Genomic DNA, 12,173 nt, shown 5'->3' on the forward strand with positions numbered 1-12,173 from the left:
ACTTGCGGTCATTTTTCGTACAGGTTTCCGCCATGCAGCATCCCGCCGAACTGTCGCCGCTGGGCAAATCCAGTGCCTATGTAGCGACCTACAGCCCCGAGCAGCTGTTTCCCATCCCGCGCGCGCCAAAGTGGGCTGAGCTGGGACTGACCGCCGACACCTTGCCCTACCGCGGCGTCGACATCTGGAATTGCTATGAGCTGTCCTGGCTGCTGCCGTCCGGCAAGCCGGTGGTCGCAATCGGTGAGTTCAGCATCCCGGCGGATTCGCCGAACATCATCGAGTCAAAATCCTTCAAGCTCTATCTGAATTCGCTGAACCAGTCGGTCTTCGATAGCCGCGAAGCACTCGTGGATATCATGGTCCGGGATCTCTCCGCTGCGGCTGGCAAGCCGGTTGGCGTTCGTTTGCGGACGCTAGACGAGGTCTCCCGGGAGGGGGTTACGTCGCAGAAGGGATACTGTATCGACGAGCTGGATGTCACCATTGAGCACTACGATTCGCCACGTGCCGATCTGCTTGGCTGCGACCCGGCGCGTCAGGTCGAGGAATGTGTTTATAGCCACCTGCTGAAATCCAACTGCCCGGTTACCGGTCAGCCGGACTGGGGCACTGTAGTGGTGGAGTATCGCGGCGCGGCGTTGGACCATGGCAGCCTGCTCGCCTATCTGGTGAGCTTCCGCCAACATGCGGACTTTCATGAACAGTGCGTGGAACGCATCTTTCTTGACTTGCAGCGATTACTGAAGCCAGAGCGGCTAAGCGTTCATGCTCGCTATGTGCGCCGCGGTGGGCTGGATATCAACCCGTACCGCAGCACCGAGTCCGTTGCGCCGAGCAATGGGCGGCTGGTTCGACAGTAATAGTCGATGGGCAGAGCATGGTGATCATCCGTGCTCTGCGCTGACGTTAAGCTGGCTTACTGGAGCTGCGCTCAGATTCCCATGTTCGCCAGCGTCTGCATGATATTGCGCAGGGTCATGGCGGTGTTCGGGTGGCTGACCTCGAAACGCTCGACCGCCAGGTTGACGCCGTCGACGAGTGAATCGTTCTGGTCCGCGACGCCTTCGTTTGCCAGGCGAAGCTCGATGTCCTGGGCAATCGCTTGCAGCGATGCTCGCTCCTCTTCTGTCAGCGGAGCGTCCTGGGCCAGTTGACTACGCAACTCCGCGAGCTGCGACTGCAGATCATGTTCCGGCATATTGCTTCCCTCTGTGGTTTCTGACGACAGGTTCGCCAGCGTTCGATAGGTGAAGGGTAAACCAGCGGTCTGGCCTTGTCCTCTCTTTGAGAGTGCCGGATGCGGCGAAGTTCGTCCGGCTTCCGCATGTCTGCCCGCTGCCGGAATTCCCCCGAATGGATTTATACTGCTGCGCTTTGTGGCAGACGCCATTTTCGAATAAGAGGAAGGCCGCGATGCAAGTGATCGGCAAGGATTGGATCGAGTATCTCAGGGTCACGCTGGTCGCAGCGCTGGCGATGTTTGGCGCGACGTCGTTGCAGGCAGCCGAGGAGGACCCATGGGAAAACGTCAATCGCGTGGTGTTCGACTTCAATGACAAGGTCGACACCTACACCCTCAAGCCGCTCGCACAGGGCTACCAGAAAGTCACCCCGAATTTTCTCGAAGACGGCATTGGCAACGTGTTCAATAACCTCGGCGATGTCGTGGTGCTGACCAACGACTTGCTGCAAGGCAAGATTCGCGACGCCGGCATCGACACGAGCCGCATCCTGTTCAATACAACCTTTGGTGTGCTGGGCTTCTTCGATGTGGCAACCCGCATGGGGCTACAGAAGAACGATGAAGACTTCGGTCAGACGCTCGGCGCCTGGGGGCTGGGTAGCGGGCCTTATGTTGTGTTGCCGCTGCTTGGGCCGAGCACCGTCCGCGATGCTGCGGGGCGTGTACCAGACTCCTTCCTGCAACCGTATCCCCACATGGACCACGTACCGACCCGCAACGTGACGCGAGCAGTAAACGTGGTCGACCTGCGCGCCGGGCTGCTTTCTGCCGAAAAGATGATCACTGGCGACCGGTACATCTTCGTCCGTAACGCCTACCTGCAGAACCGCGAGTTCCGTACGCAGGACGGTCAGGTCGAAGACGATTTCTGACCATGACGTAACCTGCCTTGGCCCCCGCTATCCGGGCGAGTCGCGGTTTCTGGCTTCCAATGCCTCGGCCAGTTGGCGAGGCGCTGGCGCTTGGTGCGGTCTAGCTCATCGATACGATGGCGAGCCCAAGGCTCTGTCGGCCATCGTCATGCTCGCCGACCCGCACCACCTCGGTTTCTGCGTCTAGGCCCTTCAGCTCGCTGTGCTCGGAGGGAATGTGCACCTGTACCTTGTCGCCCATCTGCAGGCTGGCCGCGGCGAGTACCTGCATGCCTGTGCTTGATAAATCCAGGCACGTTGCCTCGTAGCGCTGACTGCCCTGTGTGAGGGTGATCGCGGTTTCGATCTGCATGCGGATGAAGTCGCGTTTTTCGCTGTAGTCCCGATCACTCTGGGTCATTTTTTCGTCCTCTGAGTTTTGGTTGCGCTTGTTCTTATAGCGCCCGCCAATTCAGCCTGTAAAGCACAGACGGAGCGGCAGTACCTGGCTTGAAACGCAGAACGTATGGGAGTACCGTCTGCGCCTTGAAAAGATCCCTTGCCCTGCGTTCGCGCGGGGTCGATGCTTTCGCCAATCATCCTGGCGATACCGCCTGGTAGGAACATGCACAACCCAAGCGCGACGCTGCTGATCATAGATGACGACGATGTGGTAAGAGCCAGTCTGGCTGCCTATCTGGATGACAGTGGTTTCAACGTCCTGCAGGCGCCTAACGGGCCGCGAGGCATTGAGCTGTTTGATGCCGAGCGTCCGGATCTGGTGATTTGCGATCTGCGCATGCCGCAGATGGACGGCCTGGAGCTGATCCGGCTGATCAGCGAGCGCCAGGTGGACCTTCCGGTTATCGTCGTCTCTGGCGCCGGGGTAATGAGTGATGCTGTAGAAGCCCTGCGCCTCGGGGCGGCTGATTACCTGATCAAACCCCTCGAAGACCTGGCAATGCTCGAGCACTCAGTGCGTCGGGCGCTCGATCGCTCTCGCTTACGCCTGGAGAACCGCCGCTATCGCGAGCAGCTGGAAACGGCCAACCGCGACCTGCAGGCCAGTCTGCATCTTTTGCAGGAGGATCAGGATGCTGGCCGTCAGGTACAGATGAATATGCTGCCGGTCACGCCCTGCGCCTTGGACGACTTCCAGTTCGCTCATCAGATCATTCCGTCTCTCTATCTTTCAGGCGATTTCGTCGATTATTTTCGGATCGATGAACATCGCATCGGCTTCTATCTGGCTGATGTGTCTGGTCATGGGGCCTCTTCGGCATTCGTCACGGTGCTGCTGAAATTCATGACTACGCGCCTGCTATACGAGTCTCGGCGGGGTGGGGCGCTACGGGCATTCAAGCCGTCCGAGGTGCTCGATCACATCAACCGCGGGCTGATCAACTGCAAGCTCGGCAAGCACGTCACCATGCTCGGTGGGGTGATCGACCAAGAGCGCAACGTGCTGCATTACAGCATTGGTGGGCACCTTCCGATGCCCGTGCTTTATGCCGGCGATACAGCAAGATACCTGGAAGGGCGGGGCTTGCCGGTTGGCCTGTTCGTCGAGGCGACCTACGATAATTATGAGGTCGAGCTACCTGACTCTTTCAGTCTGACGCTACTTTCCGATGGCATTTTGGACCTTTTGCCGGGGGAAGCCCTCAAAGATAAGGAAGCAGGGCTGCCCGGGCTGGTTTGTGAGGCAGGCGGTACGCTGGAGGGACTTCGGCGGGTGCTCGGCCTGGCCGATCTGGAGGATATGCCCGATGACATCGCATTGCTGGTATTGAGCAGGAACCTTGCATGAGCACTGGTAAAATCCAGTTTGCCGAGCAGGACGGCACCTTCGTTCTCAAGTTCGTCGGCGAAATTCGGCTGACGCTTTGCTCTGCGCTGGATGCAACGATCGAGAAAATCTTCTCGTCTTTGAACTTCTCCGCGATCGTGATCGATCTGACCGAAAGCCGTAGCATCGACAGCACCACGCTGGGGCTGCTGGCCAAGCTGTCGATTCTGTCCAGACAGAAGATCGGCATGTTGCCGACGCTGGTTACCACACACGCTGATATCACCCGTCTTTTGCAGTCGATGGGCTTCGATCAGGTATTCAATATCGTCGATCAACCACTGCCATCCCCCGAACAGCTGGCGGACCTGCCGAGCCAGGATCAGTCAGAAGACGTAGTGAAGACCAAGGTGCTTGAAGCTCACCGTATTCTGATGAGCCTCAATGATTCCAACCGCGAGGCCTTTCGCGACCTCGTGACGGCGCTGGAACGTTCTTGAATCAGCGCTTGGCTTCAAGTGTCCTGAATCAGAAATTGGCTGTTCAAATCTTCCGGCGCATTTGTCGCCGGGCTGCGTTGCCGCTCCTCGCCATAGCCCTGCTATGACTCGTCGCGGCGCCTGGCCCGACTGAAAATTCACTCGGCAGTTCTTGAACGAACTGCAGATTCAGGGCACTAGCAATGCTTCAAGCTTCTCCTGATCACGCGCGAACTGGCGGATACCTTCGGCCAGCTTTTCGGTTGCCATCGGATCTTCATTCAGGCCCCAGCGGAAGCGGTTTTCATCCAGCGTGATACGCGGCTCGGACGCGCGCCCGGGTGACAGCTTGCGCTCCAGTGGCCCTTGCGCCTGCGCCAGCTGGCCGAGCAGCTCGGGGCTGATGGTCAGACGGTCACAGCCTGCCAGCGCTTCGATCTGTCCGATGTTGCGAAAGCTCGCTCCCATCACCACGGTCTTGTAGCCGTGCGCCTTGTAGTAGTCATAGATCCGGCTGACTGATTGCACGCCTGGATCTTCACTGCCCGTGTAGTCGCGGCCTTCGTGCTTCTTGTACCAATCGTAGATACGCCCCACGAACGGCGAAATGAGGAATACCCCGGCTTCGGCGCAGGCGACCGCCTGGGTAAAGCAGAACAGTAGGGTCAGGTTGGTCTGGATGCCGGATTTCTCCAGCCGCTCGGCGGCACGGATGCCCTCCCAGGTGGAAGCCAGTTTGATCAGTACGCGATCGCGGGATACGCCAGCCTGTTCATACAAGCCGATCAGGCGTTCGCCGCGCTGGACCATCGCCTCGGTATCAAAGGAAAGTCGCGCGTCGACCTCGGTGGAAATCCGCCCGGGGATTAGCTTCAGTACTTCCTGGCCGACCGCGACGGCAAACAGATCGCAGCCCAGTCCGATATCACCGGCGCAGCGGGATATTGCTGCCTGCAGATGCTCCGCATAGCGGGGGAGGACAGCGGCTTTGAGCAAGAGAGACGGGTTGGTCGTGGCGTCTACCGGCTGTAGACGGGCAATGGCGTCGAGATCGCCGGTGTCGGCGACAACGGTGGTGAACTGCTTGAGTTGTTCCAGTTTGGATGTCATGGGGGCGCTCTATCCTCTGAGTTGGCATGACCTTAACCCGAGGCCACCGAACCGCTCAAAAAGCGGATGGTCCGGGCGGACTGCACTTGGATTGAAAATGTTCCCGGGCGTTCCTTGACGAATATATCAGTGTCCTTCGAGCAGGCTGGTCGCCTGGTCCAGCAGCGTCAGTGGGTCCTTGGTTTTGTGGATATCGACTGAGAGCAATTGGCGAAAACGTCGTGCACCGGGGAAGCCTTGGCCGAGCCCCAGCACGTGCCGAGTGATGTGATGCATCGAACCGCCTGCCTCCAGGTGTCGTTGAATATACGGCCACATCCGCCTCAGCGCATCGGCACGGCTGAGGATCGGGTCATGGCTGCCAAACAGCCTGGCATCCACCTGCGCGAGCAGATAGGGATTGTGATAGGCCTCACGGCCGAGCATCACGCCATCGAAACGTAGCAGGTGCGCCTCACATTCTTCCAGGGTCTTGATGCCACCGTTGAGGATAATCTCCAAGTCCGGAAAGTCCTCCTTGAGCCGGGCCGCGACGTCATAGCGCAACGGGGGTACCTCACGATTTTCCTTCGGTGACAGCCCCTCGAGAATCGCTATACGCGCATGCACCGTAAAGCTTCGGCACCCGGCATCACGAACCTGGCCGACGAAGTCGCAGAGTTCGGCATAGCTGTCGCGCCCGTTGATGCCAATTCGGTGCTTGACCGTCACGTCGATCCCGACGGCATCGCGCATCGCTTTTACGCAATCGGCCACGAGCGATGGATACCCCATGAGGCAGGCGCCGATCAGGTTGTTTTGCACACGGTCGCTGGGGCAGCCCACGTTGAGGTTCACCTCATCGTAACCCGCTGCTTCGGCCATTTTTGCGCAGGCGGCCAACTCAGCCGGCACGCTCCCGCCGAGCTGCAAGGCGAGGGGATATTCCATCTCATCATGACGCAGAAACCGCTCGGCATCGCCATTGATCAACGCGCCGGTGGTGACCATCTCGGTATAGAGCAGGGTGTACCGTGACAGCTGCCGTAGAAAGTACCGGCAATGCCTATCTGTCCAGTCCATCATGGGCGCCACGGAAAAGCGCCGGGACGGTGGACGGTAGGATATTGCTGGCTCATTACAGGTTTTCATGCGTCTTCCGGCTGTGCTTGGTGCTTTAGGCGTATACGGTGATCTAGGATTGGAGCGCTGACGCTGTCGGCGGTATCGATCGATACCGTGGCAGGGCGGGGCGTACCAGCCAGGGGCTGATGGGGTCTAGCGGCTATCGCCAGATCATCGGAAAAATAGATGACAAGTTTATCAGGTGACCCCAGCCCGCGCGCGTCGAAGCTCGTCGATACCCGCCGCACCCCTTAGTGACAGGTCGCCTGCAAAGCTGGACTGATCGCACCGCGATGGGGCGAGACTGAATCGAATTCTTAGGAGCGACTAGCGTGGCGGGATCCAAATGGACGCGTTGATTGCATCGGCGGCGCGAGCGCTCGCGACCGGCGATCCGCTCGGCGCGCTCAAACGGGTCGCCTTGCGCAACGATCCGTCCGCGCTCGCGCTTCGCGGCATAGCGATGGCGCAGCTCGGGGATTTCGCCCGGGCGAAGGCATTGCTGAAGGACGCGGCCTGTGCCTTCGGGCCTGAAGAAGCTGTGCCTCGTGCGAGATGTACTGTCGCGGAAGCCGAGATTGCGCTCGCTTCTCGTGACCTGGGCTGGCCTGCGAAGAGGCTAGACGAAGCGAGAGAGGCGCTCGAAGCACATGGCGATTGGTCCAACTCCGCCCATGCGCGTTTGCTCGAGCTTCGCCGACTGCTTTTGATCGGGGGTGTTGAGGAGGCGGAGCGTAGGTTGGTTGATCTGGAGCCCGTGCATCTCAGGCCAGCGGCAAGGGCGGTCTATGAGCTGGTCGTCGCGGGGATAGCACTGCGTCGTCTACAGGCGGGGGCCGCGCGCAGGGCGTTCACAGCGGCGGAACGGGCGGCGAACCGGGCGGGCATTCCTGCGCTGACTGCGGAGCTGCGGCACGCATCGGCTGTTTTGGACAGGCCAGCGGCGCGGCGGATCACGCGTAGCGGTGAGCACCTTGTCCGATTGGATGAGGTTGAAAACACCCTGGCGTCGGGAGCGCTCGTCGTGGACGCGTGCCGTCGTGTCATATGTAGGGCTGATTCGGTCATTTCGCTCGTTAAACGTCCGGTGCTGTTCGAGCTTGCTCGTCTGTTGGGCGAAGCCTGGCCGGCAGATGTGCCGAGAGCCACACTTATCGCACAGACATTTCGCACCAGAGTCGCTGATGAGTCGCATAGGGTTCGGTTGCGCGTTGAGGTTGGGCGCCTTCGTGTTTTGATGTTGAACGTGGCTGGTGTGACAGCAACGAAGCGAGGGTTCGCGCTAGCCCCGCTTGGAGCGGATGAGGTGGTTGTGCTGGCGCGGCCCGTCGAAGAGAAATATGCGGCTGTGCTGGCATGCCTCGCTGATGGGGAATCGTGGTCGAGCTCAGCACTTGGCCTTGCACTAGGGTCTAGCCAGCGTACCGTGCAGCGAGCATTGGATTCACTTGCGAAGGCGGGCAAGGTGCAGTCGTTTGGCCGCGGCAGGTCTCGCCGATGGGTAGCCCCGCTCATGCCCGGTTTCGCGACGATCTTGTTACTCCCAGCTTCGGAACTGATGTGACTAGGATCTCCTCACCTGATAAGGAGGACGGACTTATGAACCACTCAGCGGCACAAATCACCCGTGAATATGGACCCTTTGTAGGCATTGAAGCCGTGCACGGCGTCAGCCATGACGGTCAGCATGTCTGGTTTGCAAGCGGCGACAAGCTCCACTTACTGGATCCGCAGAGCGGCGAAACCCTGCGCTCGATCGACGCCCGAGCGGATGCCGGAACGGCGTTCGATGGCCAGCATCTGTTCCAGATTTACGGCGATTGCATTCAGAAAGTCGATCCCGAAAGTGGCGCGGTGCTCGCCTCGATCCCTGCACCTCACGATGCATCAGGTCTTGCATGGGCGGAGGGGGTGCTCTGGGTTGGCCAGTATCGCGATAGAAAGATCCATCAGTTGGATCCTCAAACCGGCGCGATCCTACGCACCATCGAGTCCAACCGCTTTGTCACTGGCGTCACCTGGGCAGACGGAGCGCTTTGGCATGGGGTCTGGGAAAATGGCGAGAGTGAGCTGAGGCATATCGACCCGCTAACGGGCGAAGTGCTGAATGTTCTGGAGATGCCAAAGGGCGTCGGCGTGTCAGGGCTCGAATATGATGGCGCTGGTAGCTTTTTCTGCGGAGGTGGCGGGGCCGGAAAACTGAGAGCCGTGCGCCATCCGGGATGATGGCGAGCCGAGCGATACAGGTGACAGCCGGAAGGCCCGATGTCGGGCTTCCGGCTGACTTGAACATCCGACCGTTGCGTTGAGCGGAAACTACTGCTGCACGACGCTGGCGATGTTGCCGCTGCCGTTCTGAATAATGCTGGCGGAAGCGTTATCGTACGAGAGCGTCTCCTGCCTCAGGAAAGCCTGGTTGTTGTCACCCGTCTGGCTGATGAATGCTTCGTGGACGTGAAAACCCTGGTAGGCGTCGATCTGGTTATAGGAGCCAACCTGGGCGACATCGAGGCTGTTGTCGTCGCCAGCCTGTGCGATATCGACCAGGTTATAGCTGCCCTCCGAGTACCCGCTGATCCTGGATCCTTGCCCGCTAAAGTGGGCATTCAGCTCGTTTCCGGTGCCTCGCTGCGTATAGTCCAGCGTGCTGTAGCCATCGCCGGCTCTGATCTGCGCGATGTTGGCGGTGCCAAGCTGCTGAAGGAACACATCGCCTGCAGGATAGCGGCCAGAGGACTGATAGATGTCCGCCTGGTTGGCAGTGCCGTCCTGCTCGATCACGGCGAAACCACCCCCGATGCCGAAGCTTACCTGCTCCAGTTGCACCTGATTCGCAACGCCTGACTGCTGAACATTCGCCGTACTGAAACCAGACTGATCGATCGTGACGGTATTGTCCTGGCCGGCGGAAACCACATTGAGTTCGTTGCCCACCCAAGTCTGTGTGGCATCGAGCTGGTTTCCAGAGCCCTGCTGGCTGACAGTCGCCGTCGCCGAGAGCTCGCCGAGACTTTCCTGCTGTTCGATATGAGCGCTATTGGAGCTCCCCGTCTGGTAGACAGCCGCGCTCGCCAACCCTGGCCGGCTGCCGTGGACCTGATAGATCGCAGCCGAATTCAGCGTGCCTGATTGCTCGATGCTCGCCTGGCTGCCCTCGCCACTGCTGCCGGATTGGTCGGTGAGTGCGTTGTTCTCGGTACCATTCTGAACGATGAAAGACCGCTGCAGGGCACCGCTTTGTATCTGCTCTGCGGTGTTGTTGGTGCCGCTCTGTTCTATCTCGGCCAGGTGCTCGTTGGCCATGAGGTTGCCGCTTGCCACCAGCAAGAGCGCTGCGGCGAGAGGAGTAGTCTTATACATTGGAATCTCCTGTTCGCGATGGATGAGCTCCGTACATCACAGGCGAAGCAGGGCGATTGTTGTCGGTTAGCTTGGCCACCGGAATAGACCATAAGAGCTAAATATGGGCCGGCGAGGATTAGAGCATCGTACCTTCGTGGTCCAGGCAAAAGCACAAGCGCAGCTTTACTCAGGTAAACCTTCGCACCTGCCGCTCGCTGAAACCTTCTAACCACCGCCTACCGCGAACAGCACGCCAAGCAGACTGAGCAAGGCGCCGAGCGGTACGACCCACCGTTCCCGCCATGCGAGTGTCAAGCTGACCGTCAGCCCGGCGAGCATCAGCTGTGCGAGACAGACGACCAGGCCGATCGCTACGCCTAGCGAGGCGACATTTACAACGGCCGTACCGAGTAGCAGCCCGGTCGCGGCTACACGCAGCCACCGTTGTCGTTCGGATGTCGGAGCGGTATTGAAGATCGCACGGTGGTGTCGGGTCAGTGCCAGGCAGAGCGCGAGCATGCCCAGGTACGCTAGGGCGAAAGCGAGTGTGGTCATGGTGCCAACTCCTGTTCTTGCGTGGCGGTGTACGCGCCCTTGCGTGCCGATTGATGTTGACGCGGTCGGCGAAGCGAGCACCATGCGCAGAGTCCGCCAACTACCAGCAGCACTATGTCGACGCCCGCTAATGTCAGGTCTCCGCGGAGGAGGCTTGCCACTAAATGCCCGTCAGGTGCAGTCAGCCCGTTGAGCAAGGGCAGGCCTAGCGCGAGTATTGCCAGCAGTGCGAATAGCCGGCGGAGCAGCTTGAGCGGTTGGTGACGCCACAAATAGGCGGTGATCGCCACGGCAAGCCAAGCAAAGGCGAAGCACCAGGCCTCGGCAGAACCGCGTGCGGTCAATGTGTTGGGTAACAAACGATTCGCCCAGAGCAGAGCCAGCGAGGCGATGGGCAGGCCGAAGAAGATCGCGCCGTTGAGTGCCCGAACGACTTCCAGGCCCCGAATCTGGCGTCCCTCGCGCTTGCGCAACCATACGCGGGTCCCGGCCACCAGCATCGCGCAGCCGGCAAGTCCGAGAAGACCGTACAGCAGGCGTACGATTTGCCCGCCGAACTGCGCCATGTGCAGCCCCACCAACCAGATATAGGCCTGATAGCTGGTCGGTGCTTGCTGCCGGTGAAGGAGGTCGCCGGTGAAGGCGTCGTAGCTCAGGGTGTCTTGTGGTGAGCCGATGCGCGACGGATCGGAACGACGCACGCTGACGACGGCAGACGCGTCTGCAGGGTGCTCGACAATGATCCAGCCGGGCTCTCCGTCACCCCAGCGTTGGCGTGCGTTGGAGAGCATGTCATTCAGCGAAGCGAATTGGCCGGCCGGCTGGTGCAGCTCGTTGCGGTGATAACCGCCTTGCACTTCTTCAAAGAAGGCCAGTGGATCGCCTCCGTAAGCGACCATCCCTCCTGCAGGCATGTAGGACGCGACGAACACCGCCACGCCGGTGTAAGCAAGAATCAGATGGAACGGCAGGCCGATGACGCCGAACAGGTTGTGAGCATCGAGCCAGGCGCGCTGGCCGTTGGCCTGGGGGCGCAGGGTAAAGAAATCCTTGAAGATCCGCCGATGGATGATGATTCCCGACACCAGGGCCACCAGCATGAACATGCCCGCCAGGCCAACGACATACATGCCGACGGTTCCGGCATGCAGGTTGTAGTGCAGCGTGAAGAAAAATTCGCCGCCTACCGACTCGGGCATGGGCTTTCCGCTACGAGGGTCGAATGCGACACGACCGCGCGTACCGGATTCGTCCTCTTCCCAGCCCAGTCGCCAATAAGGCTCACGTTCGGTCGGACCATGCAACCAATAGGCGTGTAGCTGTTCCTGAACGTTCGCCTGAACCCAGTTGCCGATGTCATCGGCGGTCATCGATGCGGCCGTCTGCGTATGCAACGCAGGCCGCATCCAACGCTCCAGCTCTTTATCGAAACAGGCCAGGGTGCCGGCGAAAATGATCACGGACAGTAACCAGCTGGGCAATAAGCCGCCCCAGGTATGCAGCCCGGCCATTGATTGGCGAAGAGTCATGGACGGGTCCTCCACTCGACGGGCAGGTAAGCACCCAGGCAGAAGAGGGCGGCCAGTCCGGCAATCAGTAACCAGGCGTGCAAGGCGCTTTTAGCCGCGAAGGCGTAAATGACCGCCCCCACCCAGACGGCGAAACAGAGCAGACTGGCTGTCACTACCCGGTCAGGT

13 protein-coding genes are annotated in these 12,173 nt (G+C 60.0%); 6 read left to right on the forward strand and 7 right to left on the reverse strand.

Translation table 11 applies throughout. The features are described from left to right. The first annotated feature begins 32 nt into the window (after window positions 1–32). A complete protein-coding gene (queF, locus tag DQ405_RS13675) occupies window positions 33–863 on the forward strand; it encodes an NADPH-dependent 7-cyano-7-deazaguanine reductase QueF (protein ID WP_168424720.1) in 831 nt (276 codons plus the stop codon). A gap of 71 nt (window positions 864–934) precedes the next feature. On the opposite strand, the gene DQ405_RS13680 is transcribed toward queF, so the two are convergent. Continuing rightward, window positions 935–1,201 carry a DUF4404 family protein gene (locus DQ405_RS13680; protein WP_168424721.1) on the reverse strand — a complete coding sequence of 89 codons (267 nt, stop codon included), beginning with the start codon at window positions 1,199–1,201 and terminating at the stop codon, window positions 935–937. Window positions 1,202–1,416: 215 nt separating this feature from the next. Between DQ405_RS13680 and DQ405_RS13685 the strand changes: the two genes are divergently transcribed. Then, complete coding sequence (locus DQ405_RS13685; protein ID WP_168424722.1) at window positions 1,417–2,118, forward strand: MlaA family lipoprotein; 702 nt, start codon at window positions 1,417–1,419, stop codon at window positions 2,116–2,118. Between the two features lie 100 nt (window positions 2,119–2,218). On the opposite strand, the gene DQ405_RS13690 is transcribed toward DQ405_RS13685, so the two are convergent. Next, a complete protein-coding gene (locus DQ405_RS13690) occupies window positions 2,219–2,518 on the reverse strand; it encodes a PilZ domain-containing protein (protein ID WP_168424723.1) in 300 nt (99 codons plus the stop codon). A 204-nt stretch (window positions 2,519–2,722) separates the two neighbouring features. Between DQ405_RS13690 and rssB the strand changes: the two genes are divergently transcribed. After that, window positions 2,723–3,907: a two-component system response regulator RssB gene (gene rssB, locus DQ405_RS13695; RefSeq protein WP_168424724.1), complete on the forward strand. Its 1,185-nt coding sequence runs from the start codon at window positions 2,723–2,725 to the stop codon at window positions 3,905–3,907. Further along, window positions 3,904–4,386, forward strand: a complete 483-nt coding sequence (rssC, locus tag DQ405_RS13700) for an anti-sigma factor antagonist RssC (RefSeq protein ID WP_168424725.1) — start codon at window positions 3,904–3,906, stop codon at window positions 4,384–4,386. Before rssB ends, rssC begins: the two co-directional genes overlap by 4 nt. A 168-nt stretch (window positions 4,387–4,554) precedes the next feature. Here the strand turns inward: rssC and tal are convergent, their stop codons facing one another. Both tal and dusA read right to left on the reverse strand, forming a co-directional pair. Next, a complete protein-coding gene (gene tal, locus DQ405_RS13705; RefSeq protein WP_168424726.1) occupies window positions 4,555–5,475 on the reverse strand; it encodes a transaldolase in 921 nt (306 codons plus the stop codon). A 126-nt stretch (window positions 5,476–5,601) separates the two neighbouring features. After that, window positions 5,602–6,606, reverse strand: a complete 1,005-nt coding sequence (gene dusA / locus DQ405_RS13710; RefSeq protein WP_168424727.1) for a tRNA dihydrouridine(20/20a) synthase DusA — start codon at window positions 6,604–6,606, stop codon at window positions 5,602–5,604. 319 nt (window positions 6,607–6,925) lie between these two features. Between dusA and DQ405_RS13715 the strand changes: the two genes are divergently transcribed. Both DQ405_RS13715 and DQ405_RS13720 read left to right on the forward strand, forming a co-directional pair. After that, window positions 6,926–8,143, forward strand: coding sequence for a helix-turn-helix domain-containing protein (locus DQ405_RS13715; RefSeq protein WP_168424728.1), 1,218 nt, complete (start codon window positions 6,926–6,928; stop codon window positions 8,141–8,143). A 35-nt stretch (window positions 8,144–8,178) separates the two neighbouring features. Then, window positions 8,179–8,805 (forward strand): Vgb family protein, encoded by a 627-nt coding sequence (locus tag DQ405_RS13720; protein ID WP_168424729.1) that lies wholly within the window; start codon window positions 8,179–8,181, stop codon window positions 8,803–8,805. Between the two features lie 90 nt (window positions 8,806–8,895). On the opposite strand, the gene DQ405_RS13725 is transcribed toward DQ405_RS13720, so the two are convergent. The 3 genes from DQ405_RS13725 to DQ405_RS13735 form a co-directional block, all read right to left on the reverse strand. After that, a complete protein-coding gene (locus DQ405_RS13725; protein ID WP_168424730.1) occupies window positions 8,896–9,939 on the reverse strand; it encodes a hypothetical protein in 1,044 nt (347 codons plus the stop codon). A 207-nt stretch (window positions 9,940–10,146) separates the two neighbouring features. Continuing rightward, entirely contained in the window at window positions 10,147–10,476 is a 330-nt protein-coding gene (locus DQ405_RS13730; RefSeq protein ID WP_168424731.1) for a DUF3325 domain-containing protein, read from the reverse strand. Next, window positions 10,473–12,005 carry a PepSY-associated TM helix domain-containing protein gene (locus DQ405_RS13735; protein ID WP_168424732.1) on the reverse strand — a complete coding sequence of 511 codons (1,533 nt, stop codon included), beginning with the start codon at window positions 12,003–12,005 and terminating at the stop codon, window positions 10,473–10,475. The genes DQ405_RS13730 and DQ405_RS13735 overlap by 4 nt, the downstream gene beginning before the upstream one ends. Window positions 12,006–12,173: the final 168 nt, after the last annotated feature.

The organism is Pseudomonas sp. SST3 (assembly GCF_003325755.1).

Bases quoted from the DNA above. Each gene is read 5' to 3' on its own strand.
- dusA (WP_168424727.1), bottom strand. From the start codon at position 6,606: ATGAAAACCTGTAATGAGCCAGCAATATCCTACCGTCCACCGTCCCGG.
- rssC (WP_168424725.1), top strand. From the start codon at position 3,904: ATGAGCACTGGTAAAATCCAGTTTGCCGAGCAGGACGGCACCTTCGTT.
- rssB (WP_168424724.1), top strand. From the start codon at position 2,723: ATGCACAACCCAAGCGCGACGCTGCTGATCATAGATGACGACGATGTG.
- DQ405_RS13690 (WP_168424723.1), bottom strand. From the start codon at position 2,518: ATGACCCAGAGTGATCGGGACTACAGCGAAAAACGCGACTTCATCCGC.
- DQ405_RS13680 (WP_168424721.1), bottom strand. From the start codon at position 1,201: ATGCCGGAACATGATCTGCAGTCGCAGCTCGCGGAGTTGCGTAGTCAA.
- tal (WP_168424726.1), bottom strand. From the start codon at position 5,475: ATGACATCCAAACTGGAACAACTCAAGCAGTTCACCACCGTTGTCGCC.
- DQ405_RS13725 (WP_168424730.1), bottom strand. From the start codon at position 9,939: ATGTATAAGACTACTCCTCTCGCCGCAGCGCTCTTGCTGGTGGCAAGC.
- DQ405_RS13715 (WP_168424728.1), top strand. From the start codon at position 6,926: ATGGACGCGTTGATTGCATCGGCGGCGCGAGCGCTCGCGACCGGCGAT.
- DQ405_RS13730 (WP_168424731.1), bottom strand. From the start codon at position 10,476: ATGACCACACTCGCTTTCGCCCTAGCGTACCTGGGCATGCTCGCGCTC.
- DQ405_RS13685 (WP_168424722.1), top strand. From the start codon at position 1,417: ATGCAAGTGATCGGCAAGGATTGGATCGAGTATCTCAGGGTCACGCTG.
- DQ405_RS13720 (WP_168424729.1), top strand. From the start codon at position 8,179: ATGAACCACTCAGCGGCACAAATCACCCGTGAATATGGACCCTTTGTA.
- DQ405_RS13735 (WP_168424732.1), bottom strand. From the start codon at position 12,005: ATGACTCTTCGCCAATCAATGGCCGGGCTGCATACCTGGGGCGGCTTA.
- queF (WP_168424720.1), top strand. From the start codon at position 33: ATGCAGCATCCCGCCGAACTGTCGCCGCTGGGCAAATCCAGTGCCTAT.